Origin of the sequence: Streptomyces sp. Edi4, from assembly GCF_040253615.1 — a bacterium.
In the GTDB taxonomy this organism is placed as follows: Bacteria; Actinomycetota; Actinomycetes; order Streptomycetales; family Streptomycetaceae; genus Streptomyces.
Genome location: NZ_JBEJGY010000004.1, coordinates 644,162 through 662,289, shown reverse-complemented (window position 1 = coordinate 662,289; position 18,128 = coordinate 644,162). Strand labels below are relative to the sequence as shown.

The following is an 18,128-nucleotide window of genomic DNA, read 5'->3' as shown; positions in this document are numbered from 1 at the left end:
AACTAAGGCCGGTGACAGGTGAGTTGGGCCGAGCGCTCCCGCAGGTGGCGGTGCAGGCCCCGGTGCGGCTCGCCCTGGCGGGGCAGCCACTCCTTGCGGATCTTGGCGACACAGGTGTAGTTGGTGTCGCACACGTTGGCAAGCGGGGCTTCACCCGCCTGGCTCACCAGCTGGTAGGCGTCGAGCGCGGAGAGACCGTAGTCGCGCTCCAGCCAGCGCACCAGATCCAACTGTGAGACACGGAAAGCGTCTTCGAGGGGTCGGGCCGATCCCGTCGACATGATGTGGGTGTCCGACTCGATGCGCGGCCAGGGGGTGGCGAGACCCTTGAGGAGTTCGACCACCACCACCGTGTTCATGGCGCACTCCACGGCGACCCCGCACGTCTCGCCCTCGCCCTGGCGGGCATGTCCGTCACCGAGGCTGAACAGGGCGCCCTCCACATTGACGCCCAGGTAGCAGGTCACACCGGCGCGCATCTCGGGGGTGTCCATGTTCCCGCCGTGCGCGTCCGGTACCAGCGCGGAGCGCACCTCCAAATGGGCCGGGGCCACCCCGACCGTGCCGTGCATCGGGTCCATCGGCAGCTCGACCTCGATGTCGCTCTCACGGGCCCGGAACCGGCACGTCCCGCGTGTCCGGTCGAGCTCCCACATCCACACCGTCTCCGGCAGCGGAGGCTGGAGCGTGGCCGTGGTGTGGGTGGAGGTGAGGGCCCCGAACAGCGGGACGGTGGTGGACGCGGCCCAGTCACGCGCGGGCTGGACCGAGACGAAGTGGACGGCGAGCGTGTCGCCCGGCTCGGCGCCCTCGACGTGGAAGGGGCCGGTCTGCGGATTGAGGAAGGGGAACTCGCAGACACGGGAGACCAGATCGCGCTCGGAGCGCACCCGGCCGGCGAAGCAGTCCTCGGTGTACAGGTCGAGCACGGTTCCCGGCGTCACACGGGCCAGCGGCGGAGCGCCGCCGAACGTCCAGGCGTACTCGTTCTCCTTGGGCCGCACGGTCAGGATCCGCGGGTCGTCGCTCATCCTCGTACCGCTCCTGTCTCCTCGGGGGCCTCGTCGGGTTCGACGAGGTGGACACGGCCGGTCTCGGCAAGCCGTTCCGGCAGGCGGCGCGCGAGCACCGCGAGCACGACGATCCCCGCCGCCATCCATGCCCCGACGACGGGACCCGCGTACGACACCGGCGGGGTGAGTTCGGCGACGAACGAGAACGCCGGGATCCCCGCCGCGGTGAGCAGCGCCGGCACGAACGCGGCGATGCCGAGCGCCGGGAACACCACGTGCCGCAGCGGGCTGAACAGGTCGCGGCGCCGCCGCAGAAAGTATCCGGCGCAGGCCAGGTCGACCACGATGTACACGCCGATGATCACCGTGACGATGACGGTGGCGAGCAACGTGAACGCGGTCACCGGGCCGTAGTGCCGGCCGAGCCCGAGGATCACGGCCACCGCGAGCACGAACTGCGCGGCGATGCCCGTCACGGGGGAGCGGTGGCGGGGATGGAGACGGGCGAAGGCACGCGGGAAGACTCCGATCCGGCCGAAGGCGAAGGCCGTGCGGGTGGACACGGTGGAGCAGGCGTTGGCGTTCGCTACCGTGGAGTTGACCACGGCGAGGAACAGGATCACCCAGAAGAGGCCGAACGAGGCGCGCGCCACGCCCTCCCACGAGGCGCCGCCGGACGCGCCGAACCCGGCGAACCGGTCCGGGCCGAAGTAGACGGCCATGGCGTACGTGGTCAGGACGTACACCACCCCTATGGCGAGGGCCGCGCCGAACACCGCCCGGCGCACCGTGCGGCGCGGGTCACGGGCCTCCTCGGCGAGCGGGGCCGCGGCCTCGAACCCGGCGAACGCCAGCACCGTGTAGACCGAACCGGCGAAGACCCCGCCGAACCCGCCGTAACCCGGGGCTGTGTGGGAAGTGCCGAACACCGTAAGGGTGTTGTCCGATCCGGCCGCCACGATCAGCATGACCGCGAACGTGACGAACACCAGCACCTCGAAGACGCCGAGCGCCGTTCCCAAGCGCGCCGAGGCCCGCGCCCCGAAGTACCCCGAGACGGCTATGACCACGGCTCCGGCCAGTGACCACGGCCACCACAGACCCGCGGGATACGACGCCCACTGCTCATGCAGGGTGCCCGCCGTGGTGAAGCCCAGCTGCAACAACAGCAGCGGCGGCACCAGCGCCTCGACGAAGACATAGCCCCAGCCCACCAGGAAACCCACGGCGGGGTGCAGGCCCTGAGCGCTGTACGTGGCGACCGAGCCGGCGGCGGGCAGCTGGTGGGCGAGCTCCGCGACGCACGACGCCGTGAACAGGCACGCCACGAGCGCCACCAGGACCGAAAGCGGCAGGCTGCCGCCGGCGAACGCGGCGCCCGCCGGAATGGAGGCGGCGACGGCCGCTGCGGGCGCCATCGCCGTGACGCTCTGGAACAGCACATCGCGCAGACCGACCGCCCCGCGCGCGAGGCCGGCGTCCGTACTCGTTGGCGGTTTCCCCGGCACCGTCGGCTCCCCTGGTCGCCCAACAAGCAAGCGTATCGCGGGAGTTACCGTACGGTCCGGGGCGCGCGGGGCGGAAGAGGACGGGCCGCCGCGCGCGGCGGCGAGCGGTGCGGGGAAGTGGGCGCGAGGTCCGCGAACGGGCGCTTCGGCCCTCCCCGCACGGCTCATGTCAGTCCTCGGCGCCGCCGTCGGCGAGCAGGGGCGCGAAGGCCGCCGCCGGGTCGTGGTCGGCGGCTCCCGCAGGCACCCAGCGTCCGCATTCCTTGCGGTAGGGCCACCAGCGCCCGTCGTGGCCGAGCCGCAGCTGGGCGTGGCCGCCGGTCGCCGTCCACCGGTTGGTCCCGGCCGACCGCAGCGCCGGGCGCTCGCCCCCGGCCCAGGCGCGGTCCAGGGCCGCCACGGCCCGGGCCAGTTCCGCCGCGCCCAAAGTCCACTCCTCCTGAAGTACGCGCAGCGCCGGGGCGCCGCCGAAGCGCCAGGCCCGCGCGGCCCGCGCGAGGTCGGCCGGCCGGCGGCCCGAGGCGGCGGCCAGCCGGGCGGTCACCCGGCCGTCGCGGCACCCGGACGCCAGCCGGACCGTATCCTGCTCCATCGTCAACTCGGCGTCGGGAGCGCGGCGTTCGTGGCCGGGCGCGAGCGCGTCCGCGAGCATGCGGTGCGCGCGTCCGGCGGCGTCGGCGGCAAGAAACTCCAGGGCCGCGGGGTCCACCCCTGGCTCCGGCGGTGTCTCGGTGTCGAGGCGCGCGGGCTCGCCGGGTTCCGGCGGGAGAGCCGGTGGCGGGGGCAGCGGCGCGACGATGTCCCTGGCCGCGAACGCCTCGTGGGCCGACACGCCACGTGCCCTCGTGGGCTCGTCCGCGGCCGGGGCCGCGCCGCGTTCCTGAAGGGCGTCGAGGAGGACGCGTTCCGGCCGCCCCCGCAGCAGGAGCAGCACGAACGGATCCTGATCGAGCAGGCGCGCCATCTGGTAGCAGAGCGCTGCGGTGTGCGAGCAGTGGTCCCAGGCCTCACAACTGCACGTGGGCTCCAAGTCGCCGATGGCGGGCAGGAGTTCCACCCCCGCGCTCGCCGCGTCCTCCACCAGGTGCGGTGGCATGTCGCGGTCGAGCAGGGCCGCGATGTGTCCGGCGCGTTCGGCCGTCATCGTCAGGAAGCGGTCCCAGCCCTCCTCGTCCAGCACCTGGAGGAGGACGTCGCCGCGGTGGCGCGATCCGTCCCGCTCGCGCACGACGGCGGTGATCCGGCCCGGCCGTACGGTCACCGCGCCGACCGCGCCCTCGCGTGCCAGGCGCCGGCCCTGTTTGAGCTGGCGTCCGTCGAGCGCGGTGTCCTCCAGCGCCTTGAGCCAGGCCCGGCCCCACCAACTGGTCGCGAACGCGCGGCCGTTGGGGGGCGGAAGGGGTTCGAAGGTGCGCTCATTCTCGTATGTGCCGCTCATCGACCGCTCCCTCGCAGCGCCACCAGATCCGTCAGCTCGGCGTCGGACAGTTCGGTCAGCGCGGACTCGCCCGAGCCGAGCACCGCGTCGGCCAACTCCCTTTTGCGCTCCAGCATCTCGGCGATCCGGTCCTCGACGGTGCCCTCCGCGACGAGCCGGTGCACCTGCACGGGCTGGGTCTGGCCGATGCGGTAGGCGCGGTCGGTGGCCTGGGCCTCCACGGCCGGGTTCCACCACCGGTCGTAGTGGATGACGTGTCCGGCCCGGGTGAGGTTGAGGCCGGTGCCCGCCGCCTTCAACGACAGCAGGAACACCGGGACTTGACCGTCCTGGAAGTCCCGCACCATCTGCTCGCGCCGCTCCACCGGCGTGCCGCCGTGCAGGAAGAGCGCGGGCACGCCCCGCGCCGCGAGATGCCGCTCGATGAGGCGCGCCATGCGGACGTACTGCGTGAAGACCAGGGCCGCACCGTCCTCGGCGACGATGGTGTCGAGGAGTTCGTCGAGCAGTTCGAGTTTGCCGGAGCGGCCGGCGATGGCCGGGTCCTCCTCCTTGAGGTACTGCGCGGGGTGGTTGCAGATCTGCTTGAGCGCGGTCAGCAGCTTGACGACCAGGCCGCGCCGCTCGAATCCGTCCGCATCGGAGATCTCGGCCAGCGTCTCGCGCACCACCGCCTCGTACAGACCGGTCTGCTCCTTGGTGAGGGAGACGGCGCGGTCGGTCTCGGTCTTGGGCGGGAGCTCCGGGGCGATGCCCGGGTCGGACTTGCGGCGGCGCAGCAGGAAGGGCCGCACGAGCCGGGAGAGCCGTTCGGCGGCCGCCGGGTCCTGGCCGCTCTCGGCCGCCGACGCGTACTTCGCGCGGAACGTACCGAGGCGACCGAGCAGCCCGGGGGTGGTCCAGTCCAGGATCGCCCACAGCTCGGAGAGGTTGTTCTCGACGGGGGTGCCGCTGAGCGCGACCCGCGCCCCGGCCTTGATGGTGCGCAGCTGCCGTGCCGTCGCGGAGTACGGGTTCTTGATGTGCTGGGCCTCGTCGGTGACGACCATGCCCCAGGAGACGGCGGCCAGTTTGGCGGCGTCGAGGCGCATCGTGCCGTATGTGGTGAGCACGAACTCGCCGTCCGCGAGGGATGCGAGGGAGCGCGCGCCCGCGTGGAAGCGGCGCACGGGGGTGCCGCTCGCGAACTTCTCGATCTCCCGCTGCCAGTTGCCCATCAGGGAGGTGGGGCAGACGACGAGGGTCGGGCCGGCCGTCGCCGGATCGCTCTGGCGGTGCAGATGCAGGGCGATCAGGGTGATGGTCTTGCCCAGTCCCATGTCGTCGGCGAGACAGCCGCCGAGCCCCAACGAGGTCATGTCCGCGAGCCAGTTGAGGCCGCGCAGCTGGTAGTCGCGCAGGTGCGCGGTGAGCGCGGGCGGCTGGGCCACGGGCTGTTCGCGGCCCGCCTCGGGGTCGGCGAGCCGGTCGCGCAGGCGGGCCAGCCAGCCCGTCGCCTCGACCTCGACGCGTCGCCCGTCGAGCTCGGTCGACCCGGTGAGGACGGCCGCCAGGGCGTCGATGGGGGTCACCTTGTGGTCCTGGGCGGCGCGGACGCGCCGCGCCTCCTCGGGATCCACCAGCACCCACTGGTCACGCAGCCGCACGACCGGGCGGCTCGCCTCGGCGAGGGCGTCGAGTTCCCGCCGGGTCAGTCGGGTCTCGCCGATCGCGAACGACCAGTCGAAGCCGAGCAGGGCGTCGGCGCCGAGCATCGAGGGCGCGTCGGACTACGTCCGCGCTTGGTCTTCGGGCGGGCCGATGACGGCGCGGGCGGTCAGCCGGCGGGAGAGGTTTCTGGGCCAGTGCACCTGGACCCCGGTCGCGGCCAGCGTGCGCGAGGCCGCCCCGAGCAGTTCGCCCGCTTCCTCGTCGGCGAGTTCCACCGCGTGTGGCACGGTGGCGGACAGGAGCGGGGCCAGGGGCGGCCAGGCGCGGGCGGCCCGGCGCAGCGCGAGGAGTGCGTCCATGCGGGCGCGGGGACCGAACCGCGCGGCCGCGGCGGGCTCCGTCCACACCTCGGCGGCGTCCGCGACCAGCGCGGGATCGCTGACGCTGTGCATCTGGAGCACCACACGGAACGCGGGGCCCGCGGCGTCCGGGTCGGTAGACGCGAGCCCCGGCAGTTCCACGCGCAGCGAGATCCGTACGCCCGCGTCGTGTCCGGCCGCCAGATCCGCCGCCCAGGCCCGATGTTCGGGCAGCCGCTGGGGGGCTTCGGCGGCGAACGCCGGCGAGCCGGTGGCGCGGGCCGCGCCTGGCGTGCGCGGCAGCCCGTCCGCGACGGCGTCGAGGAAGGCGCGCAGCAGCCGCTCTGGCTCCGGCAGGAGGAGGGGGCCCGCCGTGCCGGACGCCGGTTCCAACGGGGTGGCGTGCGCCTCGGGCGGCATGGCCGCCGCCAGCTCGCGCACCTTGTCGAGATCGTCGGCGCCGAGCGGACCGACCCGCCACGCGTCGTGGTCGCTCGCGGTGAGGCCGGGCAACAGGCGGCCGCGCGCGACGAGTTGGAGCGCGAGGAGCGCGGCCGCGCCCCAGAACGCGCTCGGCCGGGATGCGTGCGCCGACGCGCGCACACGGGTGAGCAGGGGCAGCGCGTCCCGGACGGGCAGCAGGAGGGCGGACACGGTGTGGGGCGAGACGTTGGAGCCGACGACGGTGAGGTCGTCCACGGCGCCCCCGAGGGCCGGGAGGGCTTCGTCCTCGGTGGGCCAGAAGGCGATCCGTCCGGTGCGCGGGGGGTCGGCGGGCAGGAACGTGACGTGGCAGCGGGCGAGTTCGGCGAGCTGGGACGGCAGGGGAGCGGGGAACGTCTGCACAGCGATAACGCATTCCTCAAATTTGACTACGTCGGGCCGAAGGGGCCGAGGGTACAGCAAAGGGCCGCTCGGCGGGGCGCGCAAAGAGGTGACCCGCGTCATAGGGGTGGGTGGGGTGCGGTCAGCACCACCCAGGGGTCGGGCTAACCCCCCGCGCGGGAGCGGGGGGTGGCTCCATGGTCCTCAGCGGCGCCGCTCCGTACGTTCGGTGAGGTCAGCGCAGATAACTGCGGGGGACCTCTTGACCACCGGAGCCGTCATGTCACAGGCGACCATGCCGCAACCCGCCACGGGCCTGGGCGCCCCCGCCGAGCCACGTTCGGGCAGCGAGTTCGCGCCCCTGCTCAAGGCGGTGAAGGGGCGGGGCCTGCTCGAGCGGCGCGTCGGCTGGTACGTCACCGGGATGGTGGTCAACCTGCTGGCCCTGGGTGCGACGATCACCGCGATGGAGCTCGCCGGCGACACCTGGTGGACCCTGCTGTTCGCCCTCCCGCTCTCCGTGTTCTGGGCGCGCGGCGCGTTCTTCGGTCACGACGCGGGCCATGCCCAGATAACCCGGGGCAAGGGCGCGGGCCGGGCCATCGGCCTGCTCCACAGCGATCTGTTGCTCGGCATGAGCTACGCCTGGTGGAACGACAAGCACAACCGCCACCACGCCAACCCCAACCACGTGGACAAAGACCCCGATGTCGGAGTCGGCGCGCTCGTGTGGACCCAGCGCCAGGCCGAGCAGCGCGCGGGCTTCGCCCGCTGGCTCACCCGCAACCAGGCCCGGCTCTTCTTCCCCATGCTGCTCCTTGAGGGCATCGCCCTCAAGGTGTACGGATTCCAGGACCTCAAGCGCCAGCCGCCCCGCGAACGGGCCGTCGAGGCGCCCCTGCTCCTGGCCCACCTCGCCGGCTACGCGACCCTGCTCCTGACGGTCATGTCCCCGGGCAAGGCCCTCGTGTTCGCCCTGGTGCACCACGCGCTGTTCGGCCTGCACCTCGGGATGACCTTCGCCCCCAACCACAAGGGCATGGAGATGCCCGACCCGGACGACGCCGAGGCCTCGGCCTGGGGTCATCTGCGCCGGCAGGTCCTGACCTCGCGCAACGTACGGGGCGGCCTCCTGACCGACTGGTTCCTCGGCGGCCTGAACTACCAGATCGAGCACCACCTCTTTCCGAACATGCCGCGCCCGCACCTCAAGCTCGCCCAGCCGATGGTGCGCGCCCACTGCGCGGCCCTTGGCATCCCCTACGCGCAGACCTCATTGATCGACTCCTACCGGCAGGCGCTCGGGCACATGCACGAGGTCGGAGCGCCGCTGCGGAAGTGAGCCGAGGGGATCGGCGGGGGTGCCCGCAACAATGTGGGGCCGGCTGGAACCGGTGGCGGCCGCCGGGCGTTGTCCAGACAGGAAGTGCGGTCACAGGCCGCGAAAAGGAAGGCGACGGACATGTCGAAGCGCGCGATGATCGCCGCCGGTGGAGTCGTGGCGGGGCTCATCCTGATCCCTCTGATCGGATTCTGGTTCGCCCTGCTCGTGCTGATCGGCGTTCCGGTGGCGGCGTACCTCATGCTGGATCCCGGCCAGCGGCGCCGGCTGCGGCACATATCCCGCAAGGAGCTGGGCCGCTAGCGCCCACGGGGCACCGTCGATCGCCGGGTTAGGCTCGGATCCGTCATGCGGTACGGAATGAGGGGAGCTCCGCACGATGAGCGGGATCACGGGCACGGGAACGGGCACGGTCACAGCGGTCAGCAGCAACGGTGAGTACTCCTTCACCAAGCCGAACCGGGACAGCATCACGCTGCTGCCAGGGCTCGGCGTGGCGGGGGACGTGCACGCGGGAGTGACGGTCAAGCACCGCTCACGCGTCGCCCAGGATCCGACGCAGCCGAACCTCCGCCAGGTCCATCTGATCCACCGCGAGCTGTTCGACGAGGTCGCCGAGCAAGGCTTCGAGGTGGCTCCCGGCCAACTCGGCGAGAACGTGACGACCCAGGGCATCGATCTGCTCTCCCTGCCCACCGGCACCCTGCTGCGCATAGGCGCCGACGCGGTCGTCGAGGTCACCGGGCTCCGCAACCCCTGCCTTCAGATCGAGGGCTTCCAGGCCGGCCTCCTGAAGCAGGTCGTGGGCCGCGACGAGGCCGGCAACGTCGTGCGCAAGGCCGGGATCATGAGCGTGGTCCGCGCGGGCGGTGAGATCCGGCCGGGCGACACCATCACGGCCGAGCTGCCCGAGGGCCCGCACCGCCCGCTGGAACGGGTCTGAACGGTCCCTCACCAAGTGACCGAGGCCTCGGTCACCCGTCTCACTCGTAGTAGTCCCGCATGAGTTCCACGGACCACTCGGGCTGCGCCGTTTCACCGCGCGGGCCGAACTCCGCCAGATACGGCTTGATGTCGAGCACCGGCGTCCCGTCCACCGCGTCCAGTCCCGCGACCCGCACCTCAAGTCCCTCGACCGCGAGGACGCGGCAGCGCGAGACGCCGAGGCGGTTGGGGCGGTTCTTGCCCCGCTGGGCGAAGATGCCCACCAGCGGCCACTCCGGATTGTTGCGCGGGCGCCGGGCGCCGGACTCGATCTTCTCGGGCGTCACCCGGTCGAAGTGGAAGACCACTTCGAGGTGGGAGAAGTCCTTGAGGCCGTACAGGGCCTCGGGTCCGAACTGCTCGGCGTCGAGCCGGATCACGGCCGTCTCGCGGTCCCAGTGGTCATCGGCGACCTCGGTGCGGCCGCCGACCACCCACCCCACCGGCCGGCACACCACGTCGGCCCCGCTCACGGCCGACGCCGTCTCACCCGCGATGCCCTCAACAACCTTGTTCGTCACGCCATTTCCTTCCCCGTTGGCTCGTACCCCATTGTCACGTGGGGCACTTGATCGACACGCGGGGGACGATACTGGACGGGAGGACAAGACGCCTTGACAGAGCGGACGTGGGGGAAGCCCGGTTCCGACGGGCCGGGCCGTCCTCACGACGGGCGTACCGCCATCGCCTCCAGGGATTCCAGGAGCGGGGGCAGGTCCTCGTCGCGGCCCACCGGGTGGACGTGTCCGGGGCACTCGTCCAGGAGGACGAAGGCGACGTCGTCGGTCCTGGCGACCAGCGACCAGCCCGGGCCGTCGGCCCGCAGCGTACGGGCGCCGCCCGGCGCGAACGCGGACCGCACGCGGCCGACCGGCGGCGCGGCTTCGAGGTAGCCGCGCAGCTCGCGAAGGGCCCGGCCGACGCCCGAACGCCGGCCGTCGCCGTGCCGGTGCTCGTCGGCGTGGGGGCCATCGGCCCCGGCTTCCGGGTCGCCCCGCCGCTCGGCGGAGGTGATGGCGTCGGGGCCGGCGCGGTGGCCGGGCTCCTCGGCGCCGCCCTCGTCGTGGGGAACGCCGCCCTCGTCGTCGTGGAAGACCGCTGCCCGAGGCGAGCCGGGTGTGCGCGGGCCTTCGCGGCCGCCCTCGCCCGCCTCGGCGTCTCCCCGATCGGACTCAGGCTCCGAACCCGCCGACGGCCCCCGCGATCCGGCCGAACCCGAAGCGGCCGACCCCGGCGGCGCGCCGAACGTGTCGGTGTCCAACTGCTCGCGCCACGTGGGCCATTGCAAGGCGACGGCGTCCGCGCCCAGACGGCGCTGGGCCGGGCCCCACTCGCTCGTGTCGGGCGGCGTGAGCGTGGGGGGACCCGACGGGTCGGGTTCCGGGTCGTGCGGGGCGGGGACGCCGGGCGCCGAGACGGCCAGTTCCAGCGGCCAGCCCGGCAACGCCGCCACCACGGTGCGGTCGTCGGGCGAGAGCTCGTACTCCATTCCGCAGTCCCAGGACGCGATCGCGACCGCCACGAGCGACACGTCGTCGATGACCACCGTCCAGCGCGCACCCGAGCCGTCCTGGCCGAGGACGAGACCGTAGCCCTGGGCGTACGGTCCGAGACCGAGCGCCGCGCACGCCTCGGGGTAGTCGTCACCGAGCACAGTCGGGAACTGCGCGGGTGTCAGGAGCGCGGCCGTGAGCACATACAGCGCCTCGTCTGTCGCGGCCGCGGCCGCTTCGGCCTCATCCGTCCCGGTTACGGAATCCTCCCCTTCGCTTCGCTCGTCGGCGCACCTTAACCAGTGGGTAACGCGGACGTCGAGGGCCGGGAAGCCACCTATGGGGGGCGTTCCTCAGGAGGGCGGCAGGCCCATCAGCTCCCGGGCGGTGGCACCGGGGGACTCGCCGCGCTCGTTGGCCAGGGCGACGACCGCCCGGCAGGCCAGCTCGCGTACGCCGAACGACAGGGCTTCCGGCGACACCCAGCCCGCCGCCTCTTCCAGCGCGTCCTGGTCGTCGAGCGCGCAGGCCGCCACATATGCGGCCGCCGCCTCGAAGATGTTGTGGTGGCGATCGGCGGCCGGTTGCGAACGAGCCGTCTTGCGCGGTCTCCCGAACATCAGGACCACCTTTCCTCGGGCAGCGTGCGGCCCCGTCGAGGTCCGGCGGGCCGATCTCTGCCGTGGTCCTCCCAACGTAGGGTCGTGCCCGCTCGGCAGAAAGAGGACGGCGTCGGCGACTTGCCCCCGGCCGACCTGTGGAGCGGAACCTGAGACTCGCCCCAAAGCCGCCTCACTCCAGTGAACGCAGCGTGGCGCGGAGCCACTTGAGTTCGGCGGCGCTGGTGGCCCGGGCGATCGTGAGGATGCCGCGCCGGAAGGGATCGTCCAACTCCTCGGCGCTGATGGGACGTTCACCGTCGTAGAAGAAGCTCGCCGGCTCCTCGAGGAAGGCCAGCCTGCGGCGCAGCACGGCGGCCTGGTCCGACGGGGCGGACAGATGGCGCAGAAACGCGAGCACCGTGAACCAGCGGTTCTCGTCGGTGATGTCGAGGCGGTCGGGCGCGGCGAGCCGGCGTGTCAGCTCGACGCGGCCCGCCGCCGTGAGGCTCAGCGTGTGCCGGGGCGCTGCCGCCGCCCCCGGCTGAGTCTCCCGGGCCAGCAGGCCCGCCTTCTCCAGCCGCTTGATCGCCGGATAGAGGGTGCTTTCGCCGACGGGGCGCACATGGCCGGTCAGCGCGGTGATGCGCTTGCGCAGCTCATAGCCGTGCAGCGGAGCTTCGTGGAGGAATCCCAGGATGGCGAGTTCGAGCATGCACGCATTCTGCCTCAACTGTGAAGTACATCGTTGACGTAGTACTACGTTCTCGATGTATGGTCGGCCCGGACGGGGCGCGGCGAGCGGTCCCGGGTGTCACGACGGCGCCCGGACCGGCGCCCGCCAGGTGATCGGAGAACGGGGAGCGCTCATGCGGCAGGCGGAGTTCGACGGGCGGGGGAGCCAAATCCGGTGGACGGAGTGCGCGGGGGAGGGGCGCGCGCTCGTATATGCGCACGGCCTGGGCTCCATGTCGGCCGTCTACCACGCGCATATCGCCGGCCATCTCGCGCTCGCGGGGCGGCGACAGCTCTTCGTCGACCTGCCCGGTCACGGCCTCAGTGACCGCCCCGCGAGCTTCGGCTACACCCTGGAGGAGCACGCGGACGCCCTCGCGGCGGCGCTGGACGCGGCGCGGGTCACGGGCGCCGAACTGGTGGCGCACAGCATGGGCGGGGCGGTGGCCATCGTGCTCGCCGCCCGGCGTCCCGACCTCGTCGCCCGGCTCGTGCTGACGGAGGCCAACCTCGATCCGAACCCGGCCGTCTCGGCGGGCGGCAGCGGCATCGCGTCGTACACCGAGGAGGAGTTCACGCGGGGTACCGGCTTCGAAGACGTGCTCGCCCGCGTCGGTCCGCTGTGGGCGGCGACCATGCGGCTGGCCGATCCGCTGGCTCTGCACCGCACCGCTGTCGCCCTCGTGCGCGGTACGCGGCCGACGATGCGCGAGTTGCTGCGCGCACTACCGGTCGAGCGCACCTATTTGGTGGGCGGACTCGACGGAGAGCTGACCGGGCGCGCGGAACTCGTCGCCTCGGGCGTCCGGGTTGTGGCTGTCCCGGACGCCGGACACAACATCATGTTCGATCAGCCCGAGGCCTTCGTGCGAGAGGTGGCAGGGCGGGGCTGACGGGATCGGGCCGCCGGGACGGGCCTCCAGCGGCACACGGAGGCGGCCGGGGTCAGCGTGCGCGCCCCGGCACGGGCCGGCGCCCGGCCCGCGACCGCCACGCCTCGCTGCCCCTCATCCCTCACGCACGGCCACCGCGAGGTAGCGCTCGTCCTCGTCGGCGTACGACAGCAGGCGCCAGCCGGCTGATGCGAGCAGCGGTCGCAGGCGTGGCTCGGCGCGCAGGTCGTCGTCGGTGATCCGGCGCCCCTGCCGGGCGGCGAGCGCCGCCCGGCCGATGGGGTGGAACAGGGCAAGGCGGCCGCCCGGACGCACGACGCGCGCCAACTCCCGCAGATCAGCCTCGGGTTGGGCCAGGTGGGAGACCAGGCCGGCGCCGAAGACGACATCGAGGGAGGCCGATCGCAACGGCAGACGGGCCACGTCCGCGCGCAGCAGCGCGGCGTACTGATCGCGGCCGGCCGAGGTGGCTTCGGCGATCATCTCGGGCGTGAGGTCCACGCCGATGACGGTGCCGCGCGGGCCCACCGCGGTGCGCAGCGGCGCCAGGGCGCGGCCGGTGCCGCACCCCGCGTCGAGCGCCGCGTCGCCGTCCGCGAGCCCCAGTTCCGCGACGGCCGCCGCGTACGCCGGGCCGTCGTCGGGGAACCTGCGGTCCCAGTCGGCCGCCCGCGCGGCGAAGAATTCCTGGACGTGTGTGTGGTGGTCTTCGGCCATACCGCCATGATCCCCCACCCCGTGGCCGACTCTCCGGCGCCCGGTACCGCTTGCCCGTGGCGCGCGGGTGGTGAAGGGTGGCAGAGGAACGGGGAACGGGGAATTGCTTGAACGGGGAGGCTTGACATGGCACTGAGCAAGGAACTCGACTGGCTGCTCGACGACCTGACCCGGCGGGTCGAGTACGTACGGCACGCGATCGTGCTGTCGAACGACGGTCTGGTGACCGCCGCGAGTTCGGGTCTTGAGCGTGAGGACGCGGAGCACCTGGCCGCCGTCTCCTCCGGTCTGCACAGCCTCGCCAAAGGCTCTGGCCTGCACTTCCGGGCGGGCAAGGTGCGCCAGACCATGATCGAATTCGATGAGGGCGTCCTGTTCGTCACCGCTGCGGGCGAAGGGAGCTGTCTGTGCGTGCTCGGTTCGGCGCAGGCCGACATCGGCCAGATCGCGTACGAGATGACGCTGTTGGTCAACCGGGTGGGCGAGCACCTTTCGGTGGCGGCCAGGCAGCCGGGAGCCTCCGGCGACTTGGGAGGCGCACCCTTCTGAACTGGCGTTTCGCGCGGCGGGATTGAGTTGTCCACAGGCCGAGCGGGATGCCCGTGCGGCGGGTTACGGTCGTCACCGAGAGTATTCGCCAGGAATGCTCGTTCCTCACGGGGGAGGATCCGATGACCGTAAGCACCACCAAGAACGCCATCGTGCCCGCAGTGGCCGCCGGTGCGGCGGCCCCGGCCGGGACGCGCCTCGCACCCGGCGCCGCCGCTCGCGAACTGGAGCTCAGGCGCGGCGAGTTCGACCTCGCCGTGCAGCTGGGGCACATCCGCACCGTGCCGGATCCGGGCGGCGGCCGTCGGCGGGTCACCGCGCGCGAGGTGGCCCGCCTCAGAGCCGCCCGGGATTTTCCGCAGGGCCTGCGCGAACGGGTGCGGACCGTCGGCACGCGCGAAGGCGCCGACCTGCTCGGGGTCGCACCAGGGCGCTTCACCAAGCTGGCCCGCACCGGCCATCTCACGCCGGTGCGGTGCTACCTCAACCGCTACCGCGCGGTTGTCTGGTTGTACTTGGCGGACGAACTTGTCGAACTGGCCGTGCGTGCACCGCAGTTGTTGAGCGGCCGCCACCCGGAGCCCGCGGGCGCGCAGGACTGGCGGGCGCGCAACTGGCGCAGCCGAAGGCTCGCGATGCTCGCCCGCCAGAGCGACGACCAGTGGGAACTGGCGGCAGCGGTCGCCTCCGCCCTCGATGGCGCGCACCTCGCGGAAATCGTCCGGGATCCCTATGAGCGGGCCTGCTTGCGGCGGCTGTGCCCCGATACGTTCCACGTGCATCCCGAGTCCGCGATCGCCCAGGGCGTCGTTGACCGGCTGCTCCTCGCGGACGAGCCGGACGAGATCGAGTGGTACCGCTCGCGTCTGGTGGAAGCGCTCGCGGACGCCCGCGACCAGGGCCCGGCCCCCCGTCCCCTCGCCGACCCGGCGGTGGAGCCGGGCACCGAGTTGACCGGGCAGGCGCCGGCTCCGTGGCCCTTTGGGCAGGCGGGGCCGGACCCCGCCGCCGCGCCGCGTCACGCCGGGCGCCGGTCCGCCCCGGAGAGGGGAGCGCCGGTACAGCGGAGTCTGCTGCGGCGACTACGGCGGCGAAAGTAGCCGGGCCGGGGCGGGGAGGCGATCGGGGTGGGGTTCATGACATCCTGTGACGTCACAGCTCGCCGGACGGGATCGGCGGACGTCCGGGCGTTACGGGGAAGGTCGATGAGGCTCTGCTTCCTGGTGGAAGAGCACTACCGCCATGACGGCATGCCCGTGGAGGTGATCCGCCAACTCGATGCCTGGGGCCACCAGGTCGATGTGGTCCGGCCGGGCGGCTCGCTGCTGCGGATGTCCGAGGCGGTCCAGGCGGGCAGCCACGACGCCTGGGTGCTCAAGACCGTCTCCGGCGGCCCGGGGCTCCCGCTCCTGGAGGCCGCCGCGGCGGTGGGGCTGACCACGGTCAACGACGTGCGGTCCATCCGGGGGGTGCGGGACAAGGCGCTCGCGTCGGCCATCGGGCGCAGCCGGGGCCTGCCGGTGCCGATGACGTACGCGGCGGCCAGACCCGAACTGCTCCTGGAGATCCCGGACTCGCAGTACCCGCTGGTGGTGAAGCCCGCCGACGGGAGCTCGGGGCGGGCCGTGCACCTCGTGCCGTCGCCGGACCGGCTGGCTTCGATGCTGCCCGACCTGGCAGGCGAAGGAATGCTCATAGCCCAGCCCTACATCCCCAACTCGGGCGTCGACCTGAAGGTGTACTGCGTCGGGGGTGAGCTGTACGCGACGGAGCGCCGCTCACCGCTCCACCCCGACCGGGGTGTGCGCGAACGGCACGTACCGTTGCCCGCCGAAGTGGCCGCCATGGTCGACCAGGTCGGTGCGGTTTACGGCCTCGACCTGTACGGGGTGGACGTGCTGCTCGGCCCGGACGGGCCCGTGGTCGTCGATGTGAACGACTTCCCGAGCTTCCGCCAGGTCCCGGACGCGGCGGCCAAGGTGGCCAGGGCCGTGCTCGAACTGGCCCGCACGGGCAGCGCGGTCGCCGCCGCGGCCTTCGTCTCCGGCGCCGGACACATACCCAAGCAGCCGTTCGCGAACGAGGCGGCGACCGCCGGCGCACGGCCGGTCCGGACGTCGGCGGGAGCGGGTGAGGTCCGGTGAGCCACATGACGGCGGCGGCCGGGCCGGGGGCGCCGGAGAACGTGGAGGCGGCCGAGCGTCAGCGGGAGGCGCGGGCCGCTGTGACGGTCGGGCCGCAGGGGGCCGGTCAGAATGTGACGGGTCCATTGCGGGGCAACCGCGGTGTGACGCCGGGGCGGCGGGAGCAGGACGGTAGCGCGACGAGGGCCGGGCGGCGGTCGGCGCGGGCCGCTGTGACGGTCGGGCTCATTACGCCGGAGCCGGATCATCCGTTGCTCGCCGCGACCACGACGCTGCTCAAGGGGGAGCACCGGGTGGTGGCGCTCCATCCGGAGACGGCCGAGCTCGACGTTCTGGGGCCGCTCGCGGACGTGTACCTGCTGAAGTCGCGTACACCTCGGGCGCTCACGCTGGCCCGGGCGCTGGAGTCACGTGGGGCCGAGGTGATCAATTCGGCCCGGGCGACCGGGCTCTGTCAGGACCGTACGTTCATGGCCGAGCGGGCGGGGCAGGCCGGCCTGCCGTTCTCGCCGACCCATACCTTCGACTCGCTCACCGACCTCGCGGCCGCCGGAAGACCGATGCCCCCGTTGGTGGTGAAGAGCCGGCACAGTCGCCGGCACGACCTCGTGGCGCGCGTCGACAGTCAGGCGCGGCTGACCGAGCTGGCCGGTTCCTGGGGGGACGAGCCCGTCGTGGCGCAGCGGTTCGCGGAGAGCAACGGCTATGACCACAAACTGTGGGTGATCGACGGCACGGTCTTCTCGGCGCTGCGCCGCTCCGAGCTCGCCCCCGAGGGCCGGGGGCCCACGCTCCCGCTCGCGCCCGGTGAACTGCCGCGCGGCTGGGCCGAGTTGGCCGCGAGGGTGGGTGAGGTCTTCGAGCTCGACGTCTACGGGGTCGATGTCATAGACACCGGAGACGGCACGCCGCTGATCGTGGACATCAACGCGTTTCCGGGCATCCGGGGACAGGCAGGCGCCCCCGAGGCCCTGGCGGCGCTGGCGCTGCGCAGGGCCCGGGAAGCGGTCGCTGCGGCCTGACGGACCGCCGCGCGCCACGCTGCCGCTGACCGCGCGGCTGCGCGACCGTTTCGCCCCGCCGTCGCGCGCGGCCCCGTCGGTGCTGGCGGGCCGGCGCCCAGGGCGCGCGTCAGTGCGCGGTGGGCTGCGCCACGGTGTTCCAGGCGGTGATCACGGGGCGTTCGTGCTCGCGTCCGAGCCGGGACATCGCCCCGGTGTCGAGCACGAACAGGGCTCCGCCGGACGCCGGAAGGCCCAGATAGCGGGCGGTCAGAACGCGCAGGAAGTGAGAGTGGGCGAACAGGACGACGTCCTCGTCGCCGTCGTGCAGGGCGGGCGCGACCTCGGCGAGGACCCGGTCGGCCCGCGCTCCCACCTCGGCCGGGCTCTCCCCGGGATGCTCGGCGGGACCGGGAGCGACGCCGTCGCTCCAGAGGTTCCAGTCGGGACGGGTGCGGTGGATCTCCACAGTGGTGACGCCTTCATCACCGCCATAGTCCCATTCCTGGAGGTCCGGCGTGACGCGCGGGTCCTTGAATCCGGCCAACTCGGCGGTGTGCAGGGCCCGTTGGAGCGGGCTGGCCAGGGCGAGGCCGATGTGCCGCCCGGCGAGCAGCGGCGCGACCGTGCGGGCCTGTTCCTCTCCGTGTGCCGTGAGCGGCAGGTCGGTGTAGCTCGTGTGCTGTCCCGACCGTGACCATTCGGTCTCCCCGTGACGTACGAGGATCAACTCACCCATGGCTGTGCGTTCCGTTCTCCGTGTGCGTCCCCCCAGCCGGTACCGCCCCGGCCGTACGCGGGGACAACCTTAAGAGGGCCGACGGCATTCCGGGCGGATGGGCGTGTCGGGCGTTGCCTACCTCACGTGTGTCTCACGC

Annotated in this window: 17 protein-coding genes and 1 pseudogene; 8 read left to right on the top strand and 10 right to left on the bottom strand. The window is 72.8% G+C overall.

The features are described from left to right. Positions 1-2 precede the first annotated feature (2 nt). The 4 genes and pseudogenes from ABR738_RS04935 to ABR738_RS04920 all read right to left on the bottom strand — a co-directional run bounded on the left by ABR738_RS04935 (position 3) and on the right by ABR738_RS04920 (position 6,814). Positions 3-1,031 (bottom strand): acetamidase/formamidase family protein, encoded by a 1,029-nt coding sequence (locus ABR738_RS04935; protein WP_350228733.1) that lies wholly within the window; start codon positions 1,029-1,031, stop codon positions 3-5. Then, complete coding sequence (locus tag ABR738_RS04930) at positions 1,028-2,521, bottom strand: APC family permease (protein ID WP_350228732.1); 1,494 nt, start codon at positions 2,519-2,521, stop codon at positions 1,028-1,030. Before ABR738_RS04930 ends, ABR738_RS04935 begins: the two co-directional genes overlap by 4 nt. Positions 2,522-2,690: 169 nt before the next feature. Continuing rightward, positions 2,691-3,959 (bottom strand): SWF or SNF family helicase, encoded by a 1,269-nt coding sequence (locus tag ABR738_RS04925; protein WP_350228731.1) that lies wholly within the window; start codon positions 3,957-3,959, stop codon positions 2,691-2,693. After that, a pseudogene (locus tag ABR738_RS04920) lies at positions 3,956-6,814 on the bottom strand (SCO1167/SCO6262 family helicase). The gene ABR738_RS04925 and the pseudogene ABR738_RS04920 overlap by 4 nt, the downstream one beginning before the upstream one ends. Positions 6,815-7,088: 274 nt before the next feature. Between ABR738_RS04920 and ABR738_RS04915 the strand changes: the two are divergent. From ABR738_RS04915 to ABR738_RS04905, 3 genes are all read left to right on the top strand, one after another. After that, positions 7,089-8,135 (top strand): fatty acid desaturase family protein, encoded by a 1,047-nt coding sequence (locus ABR738_RS04915; protein WP_350234430.1) that lies wholly within the window; start codon positions 7,089-7,091, stop codon positions 8,133-8,135. 120 nt (positions 8,136-8,255) lie between these two features. Beyond that, positions 8,256-8,438 (top strand): tail-anchor membrane protein, encoded by a 183-nt coding sequence (locus ABR738_RS04910; protein WP_350228730.1) that lies wholly within the window; start codon positions 8,256-8,258, stop codon positions 8,436-8,438. A gap of 76 nt (positions 8,439-8,514) precedes the next feature. Then, the gene (locus ABR738_RS04905; RefSeq protein WP_350228729.1) at positions 8,515-9,078 is read left to right on the top strand and encodes an MOSC domain-containing protein; all 564 of its coding nucleotides are present in this window, start codon (positions 8,515-8,517) and stop codon (positions 9,076-9,078) included. Between the two features lie 40 nt (positions 9,079-9,118). Here ABR738_RS04905 and ABR738_RS04900 read toward each other — a convergent pair whose 3' ends face one another. From ABR738_RS04900 to ABR738_RS04885, 4 genes are all read right to left on the bottom strand, one after another. Next, entirely contained in the window at positions 9,119-9,577 is a 459-nt protein-coding gene (locus ABR738_RS04900; RefSeq protein ID WP_350234429.1) for an SAM-dependent methyltransferase, read from the bottom strand. Positions 9,578-9,783: 206 nt separating this feature from the next. Then, on the bottom strand, positions 9,784-10,815 hold the full coding sequence (locus ABR738_RS04895; protein WP_350228728.1) for a hypothetical protein: 1,032 nt from the start codon (positions 10,813-10,815) through the stop codon (positions 9,784-9,786). A gap of 150 nt (positions 10,816-10,965) precedes the next feature. Further along, positions 10,966-11,232: a hypothetical protein gene (locus ABR738_RS04890; protein ID WP_350228727.1), complete on the bottom strand. Its 267-nt coding sequence runs from the start codon at positions 11,230-11,232 to the stop codon at positions 10,966-10,968. 172 nt (positions 11,233-11,404) lie between these two features. After that, entirely contained in the window at positions 11,405-11,926 is a 522-nt protein-coding gene (locus tag ABR738_RS04885) for a PadR family transcriptional regulator (RefSeq protein ID WP_350228726.1), read from the bottom strand. A gap of 154 nt (positions 11,927-12,080) precedes the next feature. Between ABR738_RS04885 and ABR738_RS04880 the strand changes: the two genes are divergently transcribed. Next, entirely contained in the window at positions 12,081-12,839 is a 759-nt protein-coding gene (locus ABR738_RS04880; protein WP_350228725.1) for an alpha/beta fold hydrolase, read from the top strand. Positions 12,840-12,953: 114 nt separating this feature from the next. Here ABR738_RS04880 and ABR738_RS04875 read toward each other — a convergent pair whose 3' ends face one another. After that, positions 12,954-13,556 carry a class I SAM-dependent methyltransferase gene (locus tag ABR738_RS04875; protein WP_350228724.1) on the bottom strand — a complete coding sequence of 201 codons (603 nt, stop codon included), beginning with the start codon at positions 13,554-13,556 and terminating at the stop codon, positions 12,954-12,956. A 126-nt stretch (positions 13,557-13,682) separates the two neighbouring features. On the opposite strand from ABR738_RS04875, the gene ABR738_RS04870 reads away from it, so the two are divergent. The 4 genes from ABR738_RS04870 to ABR738_RS04855 all read left to right on the top strand — a co-directional run bounded on the left by ABR738_RS04870 (position 13,683) and on the right by ABR738_RS04855 (position 17,271). Continuing rightward, on the top strand, positions 13,683-14,105 hold the full coding sequence (locus ABR738_RS04870; protein WP_350228723.1) for a roadblock/LC7 domain-containing protein: 423 nt from the start codon (positions 13,683-13,685) through the stop codon (positions 14,103-14,105). Between the two features lie 122 nt (positions 14,106-14,227). Continuing rightward, positions 14,228-15,205, top strand: coding sequence for a DUF6397 family protein (locus ABR738_RS04865; RefSeq protein ID WP_350228722.1), 978 nt, complete (start codon positions 14,228-14,230; stop codon positions 15,203-15,205). Between the two features lie 105 nt (positions 15,206-15,310). Next, positions 15,311-16,249, top strand: coding sequence for an ATP-grasp domain-containing protein (locus tag ABR738_RS04860; protein WP_350228721.1), 939 nt, complete (start codon positions 15,311-15,313; stop codon positions 16,247-16,249). Between the two features lie 212 nt (positions 16,250-16,461). Continuing rightward, positions 16,462-17,271, top strand: a complete 810-nt coding sequence (locus ABR738_RS04855) for an ATP-grasp domain-containing protein (protein WP_350234427.1) — start codon at positions 16,462-16,464, stop codon at positions 17,269-17,271. Between the two features lie 109 nt (positions 17,272-17,380). Here the strand turns inward: ABR738_RS04855 and ABR738_RS04850 are convergent, their stop codons facing one another. Beyond that, the gene (locus ABR738_RS04850) at positions 17,381-17,989 is read right to left on the bottom strand and encodes a histidine phosphatase family protein (protein ID WP_350228720.1); all 609 of its coding nucleotides are present in this window, start codon (positions 17,987-17,989) and stop codon (positions 17,381-17,383) included. Between the last annotated feature and the right edge of the window lie 139 nt (positions 17,990-18,128).

What these genes read in the sequence shown, in the direction of transcription:
- ABR738_RS04935 (WP_350228733.1), bottom strand. Translation starts at nt 1,031, where the DNA reads ATGAGCGACGACCCGCGGATCCTGACCGTGCGGCCCAAGGAGAACGAG.
- ABR738_RS04925 (WP_350228731.1), bottom strand. Translation starts at nt 3,959, where the DNA reads ATGAGCGGCACATACGAGAATGAGCGCACCTTCGAACCCCTTCCGCCC.
- ABR738_RS04915 (WP_350234430.1), top strand. Translation starts at nt 7,089, where the DNA reads ATGCCGCAACCCGCCACGGGCCTGGGCGCCCCCGCCGAGCCACGTTCG.
- ABR738_RS04910 (WP_350228730.1), top strand. Translation starts at nt 8,256, where the DNA reads ATGTCGAAGCGCGCGATGATCGCCGCCGGTGGAGTCGTGGCGGGGCTC.
- ABR738_RS04905 (WP_350228729.1), top strand. Translation starts at nt 8,515, where the DNA reads ATGAGCGGGATCACGGGCACGGGAACGGGCACGGTCACAGCGGTCAGC.
- ABR738_RS04890 (WP_350228727.1), bottom strand. Translation starts at nt 11,232, where the DNA reads ATGTTCGGGAGACCGCGCAAGACGGCTCGTTCGCAACCGGCCGCCGAT.
- ABR738_RS04885 (WP_350228726.1), bottom strand. Translation starts at nt 11,926, where the DNA reads ATGCTCGAACTCGCCATCCTGGGATTCCTCCACGAAGCTCCGCTGCAC.
- ABR738_RS04880 (WP_350228725.1), top strand. Translation starts at nt 12,081, where the DNA reads ATGCGGCAGGCGGAGTTCGACGGGCGGGGGAGCCAAATCCGGTGGACG.
- ABR738_RS04875 (WP_350228724.1), bottom strand. Translation starts at nt 13,556, where the DNA reads ATGGCCGAAGACCACCACACACACGTCCAGGAATTCTTCGCCGCGCGG.
- ABR738_RS04870 (WP_350228723.1), top strand. Translation starts at nt 13,683, where the DNA reads ATGGCACTGAGCAAGGAACTCGACTGGCTGCTCGACGACCTGACCCGG.
- ABR738_RS04865 (WP_350228722.1), top strand. Translation starts at nt 14,228, where the DNA reads ATGACCGTAAGCACCACCAAGAACGCCATCGTGCCCGCAGTGGCCGCC.
- ABR738_RS04860 (WP_350228721.1), top strand. Translation starts at nt 15,311, where the DNA reads ATGAGGCTCTGCTTCCTGGTGGAAGAGCACTACCGCCATGACGGCATG.
- ABR738_RS04850 (WP_350228720.1), bottom strand. Translation starts at nt 17,989, where the DNA reads ATGGGTGAGTTGATCCTCGTACGTCACGGGGAGACCGAATGGTCACGG.